Origin of the sequence: Nocardia sp. NPDC050175, from assembly GCF_044459885.1 — a bacterium.
GTDB lineage: Bacteria > Actinomycetota > Actinomycetes > Mycobacteriales > Mycobacteriaceae > Nocardia.
The window spans coordinates 561,892-578,405 of sequence record NZ_JBITJI010000003.1 but is presented as its reverse complement, the minus strand read 5'-3'; the positions used below and the strand labels follow the sequence as shown (position 1 = coordinate 578,405).

The window sequence follows — 16,514 nt, the reverse complement described above, 5'->3', positions numbered from 1 at the left end:
TAAGTCGGGGTGGACACAACGTCGCAGTCTATCGGTAGTGGGGGTTGCCCAGCGCGGGAGTGGGTAGCCTGATGAGGGTGATCAACATTTCGGCGGAACAGGGGCTGTACAGCACCCCGGTGGAGATTCGGGTGGCCGCATCGGTCACGCAGCTGCCCATCGTTCGTGGGCTCGCCGAAACTCTGGTCCTACTAAGCGATTTCACGCTGGACGAGGTGGCCGACATCCGGCTGGCCGTCGACGAGGTCTGCTCGACGCTCATCGCCGTCGCCGGACCCGACACCAGCTTGAACTGTCGATTCACCGTCGGCGAGACCGAATTGCTGGTCCGCGTCAGTGGAATCGCTGCCAAGGCGGGCTTACCGGATCAGCGCAGCTTCGGCTGGCACGTGCTGCGCACGCTCACCGATGAGGTACAGGCGACCCAGGATTCGTTCGATTCGACGGTTTCCGGATATCCGACGACGGTCGAGTTCCGTCGGGTCCGGGGGAAAGCGTAGTGGCAGACGAGGACACCGTGTTCGACTCCGATCGCGACGACAACGCCGATACCGTCACCGATGAGGCGGACCATCCCGCCGACGACGCGGACCATCCCGCCGACGACGCGGAGACCGTCACCACCGAGGACGCCGCCGAGGAAACCGAAACCCTCGAAGCCGTAAAGACCGTCGCCAGCTACGACGACGTCGGGTTGCTGTTCGAACAGCTCGGCGCGGCCAAGCCGGGGACCGCGCGGCACACCGCGATCCGCGCCGAACTGATCAGCCGCTGCATCCCGCTGGCCGATCACATCGCGCGCAAATTCAGCGGGCGCGGTGAGCCGTTCGACGACCTCACCCAGGTGGCGCGGGTCGGGCTGGTGCACGCGGTCGATCGATTCGACGTCGAGCGCGGCTCGAACTTCCTGTCCTTCGCGGTGCCGACCATCATGGGCGAGGTTCGCCGCTACTTCCGCGACAACACCTGGGCCATGCGGGTGCCGCGCCGGGTCAAGGAGACCCATCTGCGGATCGGCGCGGCCATCGACGCGCTCTCCCAGCGCCTCGGCCGCTCACCGACCGCCAAGGAGATCGCCGCCGAACTCGACGTCGACCCGGACGAGGTGACCCAGGCCGTCATCGCGGGCAACGCCTATCAGCCCAGCTCCATCGATGCCGCCACCCTCGGTCGCGATACCGACGCGTCACTACTGGACACCCTCGGCGAGGAAGAAACCCAATTCGACCGTGTCGAAGAGTATGTCGCGATTCGCCCGCTGCTGGCCGGGCTGCCCGAGCGGGAGCGGCGGATCCTCACCATGCGGTTCTTCGAATCGATGACGCAGACCCAGATCGCCCAGCAGATGGGCATCTCGCAGATGCATGTCTCCCGCATCCTCACGAAAACCCTTGCGCGACTGCGGGAACAGTCCAGCCGCGAGTAGCCGGCTCAATACGTATGGAACTCACGCTGCCCGCGCACCTTCGGCGGAGCGGTGAGCCACCATGCGTCATCGAGCATTTCGCGCAGCCGTTCGCGGTCGATGCGGTCCAGATCGATGAGGATGAACCCGGTTCCGTCGTAATGCGGTGTCGTGTAGAAAGCCGGATCACCGGAGGCCAACAGCGCCTCCTTCTCGGTCAGATCACACACCAGGGCCAAGCCGCCCTCAGCCTCGACGCGCAGCCTGCCGAACCCTTTCCCACCCACCTTCAATGCCGGGCTACGCCACCACGTCGATTCCTCGACCCCCGGCAGCCCGGTCGCAAGCTTCACCACGTCTTCCCACGTCAGTGCCATAAACGCCAGTCTCGTCGCTGACCACGCGCCCTGGCTTGGACAAATGGAATCAACGAACTGGACGACAGATCACGAGGAACTGGTGTCGGCATCTCGCAAGAAGCTAACGACACCAGTTCCCGCTCGATCGAGGCCTATCACGTCGTCGCCGCGCACAGCTTGCGGGCCGCGCACTTTTCACCCGGCTGCGCACGAAATCGCTGACTGATTCGCGCGCGGCCAGCAAACTCATGCGCACCGGGCAGTTCTAGCTCGCCGATCAACTCGGACCCGGCTGTTGCCCACACTGTGCCGAAGGCGCACGCCAACGCCAACGCGCACGTCCCGTGCAGCCGCGCACGTTCCACGCAGCCACGCACGTTCCACGCAGCCACGCACGAAATCGCTAGCCGAACCGTGCGCGGGCAGCGGAATCGTGCGCGGCACGGGCGGTCTACCTCGCGGTCGACTCCGCCGTCCGTTGCCGTATGTGTCGTGGATACATGCACATCTGATGCAGGCGCGCACATCTCGGGCGCCCGCGCACGAAATCGCTAGCCGAATCGTGCGCGAGCGGCGGAGTCGTGCGCGGGGGTCAGGGTTTGCGGAGGGCGGACATGAACATGGCGTCGGTGCCGTGGCGGTGGGGCCAGAGTTGGGCGGTGGAGCCGTCGCCCAGGTCGGTTACGCCGGGGAGGAGGTCTCGGGTGTCGAGTTGTTCGGCGCCTAGGCGGCGGACGGCGTCGGCTACGACTACGACGGTTTCCGAGAGGTGGGGGGAGCAGGTGGAGTACAGGAGGACGCCGCCGGGGCGGAGGAGATCCCATGCGGCGGTGATTAATTCGCGTTGCAGGGTGACCAGTTCGGCGACGTCGGCAGGGGTGCGGCGCCAGCGGGCCTCGGGGCGGCGGCGGAGTGCGCCGAGGCCGGAGCATGGTGCGTCGACCAGAATGCGGTCGTAGCCGGGGGTGAGTCCGCTGTCGCGGCCGTCGGTGACGTGGACGTCGACGGGCAGGCCGTGCACGGACTTTCGGACGAGTTCGGCGCGGTGCTCGGCGGGCTCGACCGCGTCGACGTGGAAGCCGTCGATCGCGGCGAGGGAGCCGAGCAGTGCGGCCTTGCCGCCTGGTCCGGCACAGAGGTCCAGCCAGCGGCCGCCGTCCGGCCCATTCAGTGGGGCGCGGGTCAGCGCGAGTGCGACGAGCTGACTCCCTTCGTCCTGCACACCGGCCATGCCTTCGCGGACCGGCTCGAGTTTCCCTGGGTCGCCTCCGTCCAAATAGACCGCGTACGGCGACCAACGGCCCTCTTCTCCACCGGTGACCAGCGCCAATTCCTCGGCGGTGATTTCACCGGGCCGAGCGACGAGGTGGACCGCAGGCCGCGCATCGTCGGCAGCCAGCGCGTCACGCAGCTCGCCCGCCCGTGCGCCGAGCGCGTCGGCGAAGGCTTGCGCGATCCACACCGGATGCGCGAACTCGAATGCCAACCGCCCCACCGGATCCTGCGGCGCGAGCTGCTCCACCCACTCCTCGACAGTCTTCTCCCCCGCGCGCCGCAGCACCGCGTTCACGAATCCTGCCTTGCCCGCACCGAATTCGGCGCGCGCCATCGCCACCGAGGTATCCACCGCCGCGTGCGCCCCGATCCGGGTCCGCAGCAGCTGATAAACCCCCAGCCGCAACACATCCAGCAACGCCCCATCGATCTCTGCGATCGGCCGCCCCGCCCCCGCCTCGATCACCGCATCGAGCAACCCGCGCGAACGGCACGCCCCATAGGTGAGCTCCGTCGCCAACGCCGCATCCCGCCCACTGATCCGCCGATCCCGAAGCAGCCCCGGCAGCACAAGATTCGCGTACGCATCCCGCTCCCGCACCGCCCGCAACACATCGCGCGCAACGAGCCGAGGCGCGTCAACGGAATCGCTCGCGCCAGGACGCCCACCCGAGGCCGATCCCCGATCCTTCGAACCGCCACCACGTTTCGCCGCCACACCCGGCCGCCCGGCGGTATCCGCCGAACGCGACCCCTGCGCCGACTGCCCGCTCCGACGTGGTGCCGACCGACCAGCGTCAGTCCCCGCACCACCTTTCGCCGATTCCACACCGCGCCGAGCGTCCGAACGCCCAGCCGAACTATCGGCCGAACGCGCACCACCCTGCGCCGACTGCCCGCGCACCGCCGACCGACCAGCCAGGTCATCGGCCGAACGCGAACCACCCGGCGCAGGCTGTCCCCCGCGCGACCCCGCCCGATCGTTCGAACCATTGCCCGAACGCGCACCACCCGGCGCCGATTGCCCGCCGCGCGCCGCTGCCGACCGACCAGTCGGACCATCGGCCGAACGCGAACGCCCCTGCGCCGATCCACCTCGACTAGATTCCGACCGGCCTTCGGCCGAATTCGACGATGCCGCACGACGCACCGGACGGTCACCACTCTGCTCGTCGGACCTGTTCCACTTCGCCTGTGCGGGCCGCTGATTCGCGCCGCTGGGCCGTCCGCGAGAGTCGTCACGCCGTGGCGCGGACTGTCGCGGAGCATCTCCCGCACGCGCACTGTTCGTCCGGGCCCCCGCATTCCCGCGTCCGGATTCGGCACCGTTCGATCGATCGCTGCGTGGCCGATCCGAGTCACGAGACTCGTTGCCGCGCTTACGTTCCGCGGGTGTCATTCGACCACCACGCCGCGCCCGAAACCCGCATCAACGGCCCGCTCGACTAGAAGAACGTTGCACCGTGCTGACATACTCCACCGCTCTCGTTGAGGTCGCGGCGCATCGCCACGGATATAAAGAATGCTGGCCACCTTCGCCCGCGCCTGGGGCTCGCCGATCAGACGATCGACGAGCGACACTCCACCGCGCTCGGCCGCAAAAACACTCCGCGACTGCGATCGGGCGCGCTCATCGCCACCTGTCTTCGGCAGCGCCAGGGTCTTTGCGTCAAGACGATCGAGGATCGTCACTCGACCACCGCGCCCGGCTGCAGTCGCGCGCCACGGGCCCAGTCGAGGGCCGCCATCATGCGTTTGCCTTGTGGCTGAACCTGATCCAGGCGGATCGCGGTGGTTGCGGTGCCTACGTAGACGCCGGATTTGCGGACCTCGATGGTGCGCGGTGGCAGTGTCTCCTCGACCAGTTCGACCGGACCGAGCTTCAGTCGATTGCCGTCGACCGAGGTCCACGCACCGGGGGCCGGGGTGACGGCGCGGATGCGGCGGTTGATGGCGAGCGCGGGCAGATCCCAGCGGATGTGCGCGGCGTCGGCGGTGATCTTGGGGGCGTGCGAGACGCCCTCGGTCGCCTGCGGAACCCCTTGCAGGGTCCCGTTTTCCACGCCGTCGAGGGTCGCCTCGAGTAGCTGGGCGCCGCTGATGGCGAGCCGGTCGAGCAGTTCACCCGCGGTGTCGGTGACGGCGATCTTCTCGGTCACCATGCCGAACACCGGACCGGTGTCGAGCCCGGCCTCGATCTGGAAGGTGGACGCTCCGGTGATCTCGTCGCCGGCGTCGATCGCGGCCTGCACCGGCGCCGCGCCGCGCCAGGCGGGCAGCAGCGAGAAGTGCAGGTTGATCCAGCCGAGTCGGGGGATGTCGAGCACTCGTTGCGGCAGCAGCGCGCCGTAGGCGACCACCGGACAGCAGTCGGGCGCCAACGCGGTGAGCTGTTCGATGAACTCGGGCTCGGACGGTCGCCGCGGCGTCAGCACCGGAATCCCGTGCTCGTCGGCCAGCAACCCGACCGGTGACCTAGTCACCTTTCGTCCGCGACCAGCGACGGCGTCGGGCCTGGTCACGACTGCGATCACCTCGTGGTGATCGGATTCGATCAACCGACGCAGCGACGGCACCGCCGGATCCGGCGTGCCCGCGAAGACAATGCGCATCAACGCCCCCGTCCGAACGGACCGGCCTGGCCCGTCCCACTCACCGACCGCGACGGCCGCGCCGTCACACCCGCACTGAACCAATCGGATTCACGAATAGTCCGCATCGCATCCTTGCGCGCGGCGGGGTCGAGTCGATCGATGAACAGCACACCGTCGAGATGATCGGTCTCATGCTGCACGCACCGAGCGAGCAGCCCTTCGGCGCTGAATTCGACCGGCGCACCGTGCATGTCGACGCCGGTCGCCCGCACTCGTAGCGCACGCCGAGTGTCATACCGCACACCAGGAATCGATAGGCAGCCCTCGGGCCCAACCTGCTCCTCGTCGCCGACCACTTCCCACTGCGGGTTCACCAGATGCCCCGCGGCGTCATGAGTGTCGTACACGAAAACACGCAACCCCACTCCGATCTGCGGTGCGGCCATGCCGACGCCACCATCGTCGTGCATGGTGTCGGTCAGGTCGGTCACCAGCTGCTGCAGTTCCCGGTCGAATTCGGTGACCTCCGCCGCGCGGGCACGCAGAATGGGATCGCCGAACAGGCGAACAGGCTGAATGGTCACGGCAAACTCCCGGAAGCGGACGAACACGGTCGTCTCATTCTAGTGAGACGACCGAATGTCCCCGATCCACCAGCCCGAAGCTGGTAGAACTCCAGTGCGGTCGGACGGGGTGCGTTGTCCTCCGTCCGGCCGCCCGTTCAGGAATTACCGGCGATGATCACTTCCGGAATACCGGTGCCGAGCATCACCGGACGGCACACCGGCGCCGGGCTGCTCGGATCCAGCACGTTCAGCAGCAGCTGCTGCACGAACGGGTCGTAGACCATGTGGAAGTGTCCGGTCAGGTCGACCGGGCAACGATCCTGCAGCGAGATGTTCTCCGCGCCGGGCCCGCGCAGGGCGATATTGCTGTTCGGCTGGATCATCTCGTCGACCTTGCTGCCGATCGTCGTGTACTTCGGGCCGGGCACGGTGTCCCCGCCCGCGTTGAGCTCGGTCATCACCGCCGAACCCTGCGCCTGCTGGATCGCGGCGAGCGAGGTCACCCGCGCGAACGCCTGCAATCCACCCGGCACCGCCTGCACGATCGGCACCAGTCCGTACATCACCCCGCCGTAACTGGGCGACGCCAGGCCGACCCACTTGCCGACCTTCGGCGCGCCCCCGAGCTTGTTGGTGTAGAACCGGGTGACCGAGGCCCCCTGGGAGAAGCCGACCAGGTCGACCTGGGTGGCGCCGGTGGCGGTCAGCACCTGGTCGACGAACTCGCCGATCTGGTACGAGCTGAGCACCACGTCTTCGGTGCCGTAGCTGTCCGCCCCCGGGCTGCCGCCGTAGTTGAGCGCGAAGACGCAGAATCCGGCGGCGGCGAGTTGTGGCGCGATGGCCGAGTAGTCCGAGTAGGCACTGGAGTCCGTGCCGTGCGCGAGCACCACCGGCCGCGGGTGGGCGACGGTAGGCTTGCAGCCGAAGTTGTTGGTGCCCAACGGAACCGCGTTCTTGTGCGTCTTCAGATAAGCTGCCGCGCCGAGGTGATCGGTTTGCGGCGGTCCGGGCTGGGTGGGGATCTCGGGCGAGCGGTAGCCGGACGGCGCGGCCTGCGCCGCACCGGTACCGAGCATGGCTACTACGGCAAGTGCGGCGACCAGCATCCCCTTACCCAAGTGTGAAATTCCCCAAACCCACAAACCCCGAAACTGTCGCATCTCACAATGATCTACTGAACCCGCCCCAAATGCGCGCTCCAGCGGGGTGTTTCACCCGCCGTTACTTTTCGGGGGTCTCGTCTTCGGCCAGGATCCGGTAAAGCGACTTCCTGGTCTCGGTGAGCAGTTCCGCCGCCTTGGCGGCCTGTCCGGGAGTGCCCGCCGCCGCGACCTGAGCGACCGCGCCCATCAGCTGACCGACGAGTTCCCGCAGGTCGATGGCCTGCGCGCCGACGTCTTCCTTGACGTCCGCCCACGGGTCACCCAGCTCTTCCTTGTGTTCGGTGACGTAGGTGGTGCCCGCCTCGGTCAGCTGAGCCGTCTTGCGCCCGGCGACCTTTTCGATGAGGACCAGGCCCTCGTCCTCCAGCTGTGCCAGCGCGGGGTAGATCGACCCCGGGCTCGGACGCCAGACGTCGTCGCTGCGCTCGCGGATCTGCTGGATGAGCTCGTAGCCGTGCATCGGCCGCTCGGTGAGCAGCAGCAGCACCGCCGCCCGCACGTCGCCGCGCCGGCCACGACCACCGCGGCCTCGACCGCGTCCGAAATGCGGTCCGAAGCCCGGCCCGAAACCTGGGCCGAAGCCCGGTCCGAAGTCGGGACCGTGCCCGTGTCGTCCGCCGCGGCGGAGTCGCTGACGAGGATCGACGTCCTCGCCCTGACGCTGCCAGGGGCCGCGCCGTCCAAATTCTCGATGTCCTTGGTTTTCCATGATGTAAGCCTCCTCAGGCTCTCGTGTTCGTTTCATGTTATCGACGATATATCGTCAATGCATCGAACGCAAGGATCGGTTCGAGAATTCCTGAGCAGCCAGCGGCTCACGGCACGAGCGAGTCGATCCAGCGCGCCAACCGGCCCCCTTCCGTCACCATCAACTCGGGATCTCGGAAGGTGTTGGTGAGCAACGAGATTCCCTGATAGGCGGCGATCAGCGCGACGGCAAGCTCCCTCGCGTCGGCGCGACCCATAGCCTCGAACTGCCCCTCGACCCAGTCGACCAGCTGCCGCATGACACCGGCGAGCTCGCGGTCCAGACCGTCGGCCCGCTTGTCCAGTTCGGTGGCGAGGGTGCCCGACGGACAGCCGAATCGGGCGGCCGTCTCGCGCTCGTCGACCCAGCCGCCGATCAGCGCTTTGAGCCGGTCCTGCGGGGTCGGCAGCTGCTCGAGCATTTCGATCAGGCCGCTCAGAGTCTGCTCATGGGCGCCGATCGCGGCACGGACCAGCTGGTCCTTGGTTTTGAAGTAGTAGTAGACGTTGCCGACCGGGACGTCGGCGGCGTGTGCGATGTCGGCGATGGTGGTCTTCTCGACCCCTTGCTCGTGGAAGACGCGGGCTGCGGCGGCACCGAGTCGCTCGCGTTTACCACCCTTCGGGCGATCTTGGGCTGCTGAGTTAGTCACCCAACTCACTATAGACACGCTGGGGGTTCGTCCGATAGCTTAATTTAAGTCAGCCAACTAACTAAATGGAGTGAGCAAGATGATCGTGGTTACCGGAGCAACTGGAAACATCGGCGCGAACCTCGTGCGGAACCTCGCCGCGGCGGGTCACGAGGTCACGGCGGTCTCTCGTGGCAGCAAAGAGGTCACGTGGCCGGAGGGTGTGCGTTCGGTGGTGGCCGACCTGGCCGATCCGGACAGCCTCGCCCCTGCCGTCGCGGGTGCCGATTCGCTGTTTCTGCTCATCACCGGCGAGCAACTGGTGAGTGGGCCGGATCCGGAGCGGGTGCTCGAGGTCGCCGAGGCGGGCGGCGTTCGACGGGTGGTGTTCGTATCGTCGCAGGGCGTGGGTACCAGGGCAGGGGCCGAGGGATACGCGCGGCTGGCCGCCTATGAGGAGGCCATCCAACGGTCCGGGTTGGACTGGACCATCCTGCGGCCAGCGGGTTTCTACTCCAATACATACGCGTGGGCAGAATCGGTGCGCGCTGAGCGGACGGTCGCCGCACCGTTCGGGGCGATCGGTTTGCCGTCCATCGATCCGGCCGATATCGCCGCGGTCGCGGCCATCGCGTTGTCCGAGGACGGGCATGCCAAGCAGATCTGCACCCTCACCGGACCCGCCCTGAGCACGCCGCAGGAGCAAGCCGAGGCGATCGGTGCCGCGCTCGACGCACCGATCCGATTCGTGGAATTGACTCGGGCGCAGGCGTTTACGGGAATGTCACGGTTCATGCCCGAGCCGGTGGTGGAGCACACGCTGTCGATTCTCGGCGAACCGACCGCCGCCGAGCAGGAGATCAGCCCGGACGTGCAGCGGGTGCTCGGCCGTTTGCCCACGAGTTATGCCGAATGGGCACAACGCAATCGGGCCGTCTTCGCCTGATCGTCGCTATCCCGACAGGTCGAAGACTCGAATGTGCTGCTCCCCGTCGCGATCTCGGACGTCGATGCCGAGTTCGAGCAGTTCCTCATCGAGTTCTTCGACGTCGAGGGGTTTTTCGTCGGCCAGCGCGCGCCGACGGGCCCGCAGGACGGTGTCGACGGCCTTGCCGGTCTCGGGTCGGCCTTCGACCCAGCGCACGTAGTCCGCGCCGAACGGGTCGTTCTGGTCCAGCCATGGATAGCCGTGACTGCGGAAGGCGTGCTCGATATCATTGCGGCTCAGGTCATTCGCGCCGAATCGCGCGAGCCTGCGTTTGTTCCGATCGGTGAGCACCAGGTCGGCGTCCTCGCGGAACACGGCGACGACGCGCCTGCGTGGGACATGCTGGGAACGCCCCTCTTTGACCAGCTCGACATAATCGTCGGCGACAGTGAGGGTGAGACTCTCAGTGCGGGCGGCCTCGTAAAGCACTACGCCCGCAACGGTTCCGACGAGCGTGGTGACCAGCACGAGCCACCCCGTCGGCACGCTCGTCGCGAGCTTCAGCGGGCCGGGACTGCCGTCGAAAGTATCGGACACCCAGTGGCCGACGGGATGCACGGCGAAACCGATACCGCAGCCGATGGCGAGCCCGCCGACCGCGAACAGCCAGGCCCATACCGTGGAAAAGCGCAGCACAGTGGGCGCGGAGGTGGTCGTCATGGGTGCTCCGTTTCGATCGGTCGCAGCAGCCGGGACACGGTCGCGCGCACCAGCGGGCGCGGGTCGTATGGGTCGGCCGGGTCTGCGTTGAGAAAGGCGCCGTCGACGACGGCGAGAATCCAGCGCGCGGTTTCCATGGGTGCGAATCCCGGGTCGATCTGCCCGGCGCCGATGCCGCGCTCGAGTAGCACGGCGAGAGCCTCGGCGCTGAGTCGCGCGTCGTCCAGCACGATCTTGGCCAATTCGTCGTCGTGACCGAGGCGGCGCAGCAGCTCGAACATCAGCCCGGGCGCCGACGGGTCGAGCACCTCGCCGGCCAGCCCGTCGACGATGTCGAGAACGGCGTCCAGGCAATCGGTTCGGTCGATGTGGCGCGCGATGAGCTCGGTGTGCTCAGGAATCGACAACTCGAAGATCGAACGAAAGACGGCGGCCTTGTCCTTGAAGTAGTAGAAGACGCTGCCCGAACTCAGCCCGGCGGCACGAGCGATCTGGGTGGCCGTGGTCCGTTCGTAACCGCGCGTGGCGAACTGTTCGGACGCAGCGAAGGTGATGGCGCGACGACGTTCGGCAACACGATTCGGATCGACGGTACGGGCCATGCGGCGATTTTATCATTAACTGATCGGCCAGTTAAAGAATTAATCCACCTCGAACGCGTGCACGGCACGGGAGTGTTCGTGGTCTGCGGCCGAGACTGCGGCGGCATCTCCGACTACTGGGTTGCCCGGTCGAGTTGCTCGCCGCGGTCGAGCGGGAGATCGAGGCGTTGCGGGCGCCCTAGAAGACCGGGGTGGTGCGGGCGCTCAGTTCGCACTTGTTGCCGAACACCTTGCGCCAGTCGACCTGCTTGCCCTGCCAGGTGCCGGTCACCGCGGCGTCGACCGGCTCGAAGACCTGCACGCAGACGGCGGTCGGATCACCGGTGAGCTTGTCGAAATCGCCACCCACCGCTGCCAACGCCTTGCAAGCCGCTTCGGCATTGGCGTGATCGCCGCCGGTCGGCTCGCAGGTGAGAGTGACGTGCGTCGGCGTCGACCCCGGAGCCGCCGGAGTGACAGTCAGGGTCAACGTGGACTTCGCCGGCTTGGGATCATCATCGGAACAGGCCGCCAGACCGAGCGCAACGACCACAAAGCACGCGGTCGCAAGGGTGCGGCGGAGCAAGGGTGTCGTCATCCATCCACTCAATCACGACGCCGCGCACGTTCTCGCCAACTGCTGGCTAACTCGCCGTATGACACGCCGCACGGGAACGCGCGGTGCCCGCAGATGGGCTGTCGACTGCTGCGATCGTTTAGCGCATCCACCTGAGCGTGACACCGGGGAAGGACCAGGTCAGCGAGTCTTCGTCAAGTTACGGGTCACCGGCCGACTGCACCGCGATTCGGTGATGCAGGCCCGAAATCGAGTATTGAGTCAGCTGCCAGAGATCAACCGACACGTGGTCCGGGTTGATCTGCAGCGGCGCGTCCGAACGGTGCGTCGGAACCGGGGTCAGCCGATATCGACCGGGTCGATTTGCACGCGCAGCGGGGCGTCGGAGCGGTGGGTGCTGCGGATGGCTTGGGCGGCGGTTAGGGCGCGGGCCAGGGCGGCGCCGGATTTGCGGTCGACGCGGAGCAGAATTCGTTCGACTTCGGCGGGGGTGTCGCCGGAGGAGAACGGCTTGCGGGCGCCGACTGGGAGTGGGACCGGGCCGAGTACCTCGACGTCGGCGGGAAGGTCTGTGGCTGAGAGTAATTCGGCGATGGAGTCGGAGGTGCCGTCGACTGCTGCCATCCGGACGGACGGGGGGAAGCCGACCTCGGCGCGGGATGCGTACTCGACTCTGGCGTGGCCGACGGGGTCCCAGCGGACCAGCGCCTGGACCGTGGGGATGCCGGGATCGGCCATCACGATGACCTGGCCGCGCGACCGGACCAGGGTCGCGGCGGTCATCCAGCGGCGCAGCGCGTCCTCGGAGGCGCGCAGGTCGGCGCGGCTGAGCAGGGCCCAACTGTCGAGCAGCAGAGCTACTCCGTAACCGCCGGGCAGGACCGGTTCGGCGCCGACGGTCGCGACCACCACCTGTGGACCGGGTTCGACCGTGTCGAGCATCGCGCCACCACCGGACCCGCGAATCGGCACGCCGGGGAACGCCCGGCCGAGTTCTTCCGCCGTGCGGGTCGCGCCGATCACCACCGCGCGCAAGGCCCGCGAACCGCAGGAGGAACAGCGGAACGCCGCCTCGGTGATGCCACACCAGCGACAGCTCGGGCTGTGCGCGGCGTCGCCCTGCGAATCACTGTGCCGCGCACGACCATCCGGCAGTGCCAGCGGTCCGTTGCAGTGGCGGCACCTGGCGGGAGTCCGGCATTTCGCGCAGGCCAGCGACGGGACGTACCCGCGACGCGGCACCTGCACCAGTACGCCCGCGCCCTCCTTCAGCGCCGCCCGCGCAGCCGCGTACGCGACGCCGGGAATCCGAACCGCCCGCGCGACCGGATCCCGCTCCATCGCCAGATCAGTATCGCCGGGCACGCTGATCCGCGGCGCCGCATCGCGCACCACCATCCGATCGGCAACCAAGTCATGCGCCCAGCCGGACTCGACAACCGCCTGAATCTCCGCGGTCCGCGCGAAACCGGCCGCGACGAACGCAGCCCCCGTCTCGTGCGACCGCAGCATCGCCACCTCCCGCGCATGCGGATACGGCGAACGCGGCTCAGCGTAGGTGTCATCCCCGTCATCCCAAATAGCAATCAGCCCAAGGTCTTTCGCCGGTGCAAACACCGCACTACGCGTCCCGACCACCACCCGCGCCGTCCCCCGCAATACCGCCAACCACCGCCGATACCGCGCCGCAGGCCCGAGCCCAGCCGACAACCCCACCGCCGATTCCCCCAGCAACCGAGTACATTCCGCCAACACCCGATCCAGATCCCGCTGATCCGGCACCATCAAAATCGCACTACGCCCCTCCTCAGCAACCGCCGCCGCCAACTCCGCCAACCGCCGCGGCCAATCCTCCCCCGGCAACGCCTGCCAAGCCGCCCGCGGCCCTTTGCCCCCCGCAAGCGCAGTCAGGAACGCCGGTCCGTGAATGTATCGCCCCCAAGGCCCTTGGTCGACGACGGCAACAGACTGGCCATCGTCCGACTCAACTTCCGGCCCCGCCCCTTCGCCGCCATCCCCCGCATCTGCCGCCCGACTCGCGTCTGCCGTCAAACCGGCGACCGCCGAATCAGCCTCGATCCCCTCGCCATTCGAGGATGCCGATTCCGGCCGCCGCTCCGCATGACTCGACGCGTCCGGCGATGCAGCCTGGCCCCCCTGTGCCGCTGCGGTGCCGGTCGACTGTGGCGCCGAGACCGGCTCGCCACCGCCATCCCGTACGGGCGCCGTCTTACCCTCGGCGACGGAACTAGCAACCACCGAATTACCTTCGGCCCCCGAGGCGTTCGACGATGTCGGTTCCTGTCGCGGCCCCGTGGAACTTGGCGTGTCCGACGATGCGGGCGAATCCGCTTGCACCCCTGCGGAACTAGATGCATCCGACGCAGCTGTGGTGGAACTCTCATCAACCGTGCGATCACGCAGTGCCGAATCAACCTCGACGCCAACAGAATCTGCGGTCGAAGACGTCGTGTCGGGCAACTGGTCCGACTGCGCGGCACCATCCACGCCTGACGACTCGGGCCGATCTTCTTGCGTCGGCACAGGCTCGGCCGCGGCCGGCGCGGATGCCGCGAGGGATCTGCCGTCGACTGTCCCATGGACTGCGGTCGAATCGGCTTCAGGCCCAGTGGAATCGGCGGTCGACGCCACCGATTTCGATGACTTTGCCGACCGCATTGGCGCATTCACGCCTGGCGGCGCGGAGTGGACACATTGCAGGTCAGCGGAACCTGCCGCGTCAGAGCCGACAGTGCGGGAACGCGAATCGGTTGCCGGTTCGCGCGTCACTGAATCGGATTCGGCTCCAGTGGAATCGGCGTTCCCGCACGTCACGCCGGATGGCGGTGCCGACCTGCCCGTGTCGTCCACTCCTGACGATGGGTCCGAGGTATGTCGAGCCTGTTTGGGGCTGGTCGAATCGGACGCGACAGAACCCTTCGGAGAGCTCCCGACCGAATCAGCCTCAGCTTCAGTGGAATCGACAGCGGACGTCATGTCAGGCAAGGAGTCGACCCGGAGTGGCGCTTTCGCGGATGAACGCCGTTGCTTCCGTGCCGGACTCGGCGCGTCCGACCCATCATCAGTCGAATCCTCTTGCCCCGCTTCAGCATCCGCCGACTTCTTCTTCGCCCCACCGGTCTCGGTGCGCGCATGCCGCGGCGGGATCGCCAGGCGAAGGACATCGGCGCGGGTACCCGCGTAACGGGCGGCCACTGCGCTGGCCAGTTTCACGATCTCGGGGGTCAGTACGCGTTCGGCGGAGACGACCCGCTCGAGTTTCACCAGCTTCCCGCTGTGGTCGCTGTGCGTGCGACGCTCCAGCAGGTATCCGTCGACCAATCGGCCCGCGAAGCGGATACGAACGCGCACGCCAGGCTGCGCGATCGCATCCAACTCGGGCGGGACCAGGTAATCGAAGTCACGGTCCAGGTGGGCCGGAGACAGCAATGGGAGCACCCGAGCTATCGGGTGCTCCACGGCTGCGGGGCCCGCGGGCGGGACCCCCGGTGTGGCGGGGGTTTCCGCCGCGGGTTTGTTCACTCGGTGCGGTCGGACCTACAGGCCGACGGCTGCGCGGAGTTTGTCCGCGCAAATCGGATGGAGCTTCCCAGGGCAGGTCGACACATCCGCACCGCCTCCTTACAGGCCGACTGCGGCGCGGAGTTTGTCCGCACGGTCCGTGTGCTCCCAGGGCAGGTCGACGTCGGTGCGGCCGAAGTGGCCGTACGCGGCGGTCGGTGCGTAGATCGGGCGCAGCAGGTCCAGGTCGCGGATGATCGCGCCGGGGCGCAGGTCGAAGACCTCGGCGATGGCGGCCGAGATGCGGGCCGGGTCGACCTTCTCGGTGCCGAAGGTTTCCACGAACAGGCCGACCGGCGCGGACTTGCCGATGGCGTAGGCCACCTGCACCTCGACCCGGTCGGACAGGCCGGCCGCGACGACGTTCTTGGCGACCCAGCGCATAGCGTACGCGGCCGAGCGGTCCACCTTCGACGGATCCTTGCCGGAGAAGGCGCCGCCACCGTGGCGAGCCATGCCGCCGTAGGTGTCGACGATGATCTTGCGGCCGGTCAGGCCCGCGTCGCCCATCGGGCCGCCGAGCACGAACTTGCCGGTCGGGTTGACCAGCAGCCGGATGTTCGAGGTGTCCAGCGAGGGCAGCTCGAGGTCGGCGATGACGGCGTCGACGACCTTTTCCTTGATGTCGGGGGCGAGCAGGTTGTCCAGGTCGATGTCGGCCGCGTGCTGGGTCGAGATGACCACGGTGTCGAGCCGGACCGGGCGGTCACCCTCGTATTCGATGGTGACCTGGGTCTTGCCGTCGGGCCGCAGGTACGGCAGCACACCGGACTTGCGTACCTCGGTGAGCCTGCGCGAGAGCCGGTGCGCGAGCGCGATCGGCAGCGGCATGAGCTCGGGAGTATCGATGGTCGCGTAGCCGAACATCAGGCCCTGATCGCCCGCGCCCTGCTTCTCGATCTCGTCGTCGGAGCCGCCGACGCGCGCCTCGTGCGAGGTGTCGACGCCCTGCGCGATATCGGGCGACTGCGCGCCGATCGCGATGTTCACGCCGCACGAGTTCCCGTCGAAACCCTTTGCCGACGAGTCGTATCCGATTTCCAAGACCTTTTCCCGGACGATCCGGGGAATGTCGGCGTACGCCGTGGTGGTGACCTCACCCGCGACGTGGACCTGGCCGGTCGTCACGAGGGTTTCCACCGCGACCCGGCTGCGCGGGTCCTCGGTCAGTAACGCGTCGAGAATGGAATCGCTGATGGCGTCACAGATCTTGTCCGGGTGACCTTCGGTCACGGACTCACTGGTGAATAGCCGGCTGCCGGACGTGCGCACAGTTCTTCCCTCTCCCTCAACGGGTATTTCGTCTCGGTTTGCGACAGTAACGCGATGTCGTTACCGCGCAACCCTTCATTCCAGACTATGGCAAACCACCGACACACCGC

Annotated in this window: 15 protein-coding genes and 2 pseudogenes; 3 read left to right on the top strand and 14 right to left on the bottom strand. The window is 67.5% G+C overall.

Features of this window, described 5'->3' with window-relative positions:
* Positions 1–77 precede the first annotated feature (77 nt).
* Together ACIBK2_RS13635 and ACIBK2_RS13630 are read left to right on the top strand one after the other, a co-directional pair.
* Positions 78–500 carry an anti-sigma factor gene (locus tag ACIBK2_RS13635; RefSeq protein ID WP_357392013.1) on the top strand — a complete coding sequence of 141 codons (423 nt, stop codon included), beginning with the start codon at positions 78–80 and terminating at the stop codon, positions 498–500.
* Positions 500–1,426 carry an RNA polymerase sigma factor SigF gene (locus ACIBK2_RS13630; protein ID WP_396966894.1) on the top strand — a complete coding sequence of 309 codons (927 nt, stop codon included), beginning with the start codon at positions 500–502 and terminating at the stop codon, positions 1,424–1,426. The genes ACIBK2_RS13635 and ACIBK2_RS13630 overlap by 1 nt, the downstream gene beginning before the upstream one ends.
* 5 nt (positions 1,427–1,431) lie before the next feature.
* Here the strand turns inward: ACIBK2_RS13630 and ACIBK2_RS13625 are convergent, their stop codons facing one another.
* The 8 genes from ACIBK2_RS13625 to ACIBK2_RS13590 all read right to left on the bottom strand — a co-directional run bounded on the left by ACIBK2_RS13625 (position 1,432) and on the right by ACIBK2_RS13590 (position 8,765).
* A complete protein-coding gene (locus ACIBK2_RS13625) occupies positions 1,432–1,782 on the bottom strand; it encodes an MmcQ/YjbR family DNA-binding protein (protein ID WP_396966892.1) in 351 nt (116 codons plus the stop codon).
* A gap of 574 nt (positions 1,783–2,356) precedes the next feature.
* The gene (locus ACIBK2_RS13620) at positions 2,357–3,757 is read right to left on the bottom strand and encodes an RsmB/NOP family class I SAM-dependent RNA methyltransferase (RefSeq protein ID WP_396966890.1); all 1,401 of its coding nucleotides are present in this window, start codon (positions 3,755–3,757) and stop codon (positions 2,357–2,359) included.
* 677 nt (positions 3,758–4,434) lie between these two features.
* Positions 4,435–4,731, bottom strand: coding sequence for a hypothetical protein (locus ACIBK2_RS13615; RefSeq protein ID WP_396966888.1), 297 nt, complete (start codon positions 4,729–4,731; stop codon positions 4,435–4,437).
* Positions 4,728–5,651, bottom strand: coding sequence for a methionyl-tRNA formyltransferase (gene fmt / locus ACIBK2_RS13610; protein WP_396966886.1), 924 nt, complete (start codon positions 5,649–5,651; stop codon positions 4,728–4,730). The genes ACIBK2_RS13615 and fmt overlap by 4 nt, the downstream gene beginning before the upstream one ends.
* The gene (gene def, locus ACIBK2_RS13605) at positions 5,651–6,217 is read right to left on the bottom strand and encodes a peptide deformylase (RefSeq protein ID WP_396966884.1); all 567 of its coding nucleotides are present in this window, start codon (positions 6,215–6,217) and stop codon (positions 5,651–5,653) included. The genes fmt and def overlap by 1 nt, the downstream gene beginning before the upstream one ends.
* 137 nt (positions 6,218–6,354) lie before the next feature.
* Positions 6,355–7,278, bottom strand: a complete 924-nt coding sequence (locus tag ACIBK2_RS13600) for an esterase/lipase family protein (protein ID WP_396967230.1) — start codon at positions 7,276–7,278, stop codon at positions 6,355–6,357.
* 145 nt (positions 7,279–7,423) lie between these two features.
* Complete coding sequence (locus ACIBK2_RS13595; protein ID WP_396967228.1) at positions 7,424–8,074, bottom strand: PadR family transcriptional regulator; 651 nt, start codon at positions 8,072–8,074, stop codon at positions 7,424–7,426.
* A 106-nt stretch (positions 8,075–8,180) separates the two neighbouring features.
* Positions 8,181–8,765, bottom strand: a complete 585-nt coding sequence (locus ACIBK2_RS13590; protein ID WP_396966882.1) for a TetR/AcrR family transcriptional regulator — start codon at positions 8,763–8,765, stop codon at positions 8,181–8,183.
* Positions 8,766–8,844: 79 nt separating this feature from the next.
* On the opposite strand from ACIBK2_RS13590, the gene ACIBK2_RS13585 reads away from it, so the two are divergent.
* Positions 8,845–9,690, top strand: a complete 846-nt coding sequence (locus tag ACIBK2_RS13585; protein ID WP_396966880.1) for an NAD(P)H-binding protein — start codon at positions 8,845–8,847, stop codon at positions 9,688–9,690.
* Positions 9,691–9,696: 6 nt separating this feature from the next.
* Here ACIBK2_RS13585 and ACIBK2_RS13580 read toward each other — a convergent pair whose 3' ends face one another.
* The 6 genes and pseudogenes from ACIBK2_RS13580 to metK all read right to left on the bottom strand — a co-directional run bounded on the left by ACIBK2_RS13580 (position 9,697) and on the right by metK (position 16,404).
* The gene (locus ACIBK2_RS13580) at positions 9,697–10,392 is read right to left on the bottom strand and encodes a hypothetical protein (RefSeq protein ID WP_396966878.1); all 696 of its coding nucleotides are present in this window, start codon (positions 10,390–10,392) and stop codon (positions 9,697–9,699) included.
* The gene (locus ACIBK2_RS13575; RefSeq protein ID WP_396966876.1) at positions 10,389–10,994 is read right to left on the bottom strand and encodes a TetR/AcrR family transcriptional regulator; all 606 of its coding nucleotides are present in this window, start codon (positions 10,992–10,994) and stop codon (positions 10,389–10,391) included. The genes ACIBK2_RS13580 and ACIBK2_RS13575 overlap by 4 nt, the downstream gene beginning before the upstream one ends.
* Positions 10,995–11,172: 178 nt before the next feature.
* Positions 11,173–11,571 carry an SSI family serine proteinase inhibitor gene (locus tag ACIBK2_RS13570; protein ID WP_396966874.1) on the bottom strand — a complete coding sequence of 133 codons (399 nt, stop codon included), beginning with the start codon at positions 11,569–11,571 and terminating at the stop codon, positions 11,173–11,175.
* 318 nt (positions 11,572–11,889) lie between these two features.
* A pseudogene (locus ACIBK2_RS13565) lies at positions 11,890–13,539 on the bottom strand (primosomal protein N'); the annotation flags it as partial.
* Positions 13,540–14,691: 1,152 nt separating this feature from the next.
* Positions 14,692–15,030, bottom strand: a pseudogene (locus tag ACIBK2_RS13560) (primosomal protein N'); the annotation flags it as partial.
* Positions 15,031–15,192: 162 nt separating this feature from the next.
* On the bottom strand, positions 15,193–16,404 hold the full coding sequence (gene metK, locus ACIBK2_RS13555; RefSeq protein ID WP_396966872.1) for a methionine adenosyltransferase: 1,212 nt from the start codon (positions 16,402–16,404) through the stop codon (positions 15,193–15,195).
* Positions 16,405–16,514: the final 110 nt, after the last annotated feature.

What these genes read in the sequence shown, in the direction of transcription:
- ACIBK2_RS13625 (WP_396966892.1), bottom strand. Translation starts at nt 1,782, where the DNA reads ATGGCACTGACGTGGGAAGACGTGGTGAAGCTTGCGACCGGGCTGCCG.
- ACIBK2_RS13595 (WP_396967228.1), bottom strand. Translation starts at nt 8,074, where the DNA reads ATGGAAAACCAAGGACATCGAGAATTTGGACGGCGCGGCCCCTGGCAG.
- ACIBK2_RS13580 (WP_396966878.1), bottom strand. Translation starts at nt 10,392, where the DNA reads ATGACGACCACCTCCGCGCCCACTGTGCTGCGCTTTTCCACGGTATGG.
- ACIBK2_RS13570 (WP_396966874.1), bottom strand. Translation starts at nt 11,571, where the DNA reads ATGACGACACCCTTGCTCCGCCGCACCCTTGCGACCGCGTGCTTTGTG.
- fmt (WP_396966886.1), bottom strand. Translation starts at nt 5,651, where the DNA reads ATGCGCATTGTCTTCGCGGGCACGCCGGATCCGGCGGTGCCGTCGCTG.
- ACIBK2_RS13575 (WP_396966876.1), bottom strand. Translation starts at nt 10,994, where the DNA reads ATGGCCCGTACCGTCGATCCGAATCGTGTTGCCGAACGTCGTCGCGCC.
- ACIBK2_RS13600 (WP_396967230.1), bottom strand. Translation starts at nt 7,278, where the DNA reads ATGCTCGGTACCGGTGCGGCGCAGGCCGCGCCGTCCGGCTACCGCTCG.
- ACIBK2_RS13585 (WP_396966880.1), top strand. Translation starts at nt 8,845, where the DNA reads ATGATCGTGGTTACCGGAGCAACTGGAAACATCGGCGCGAACCTCGTG.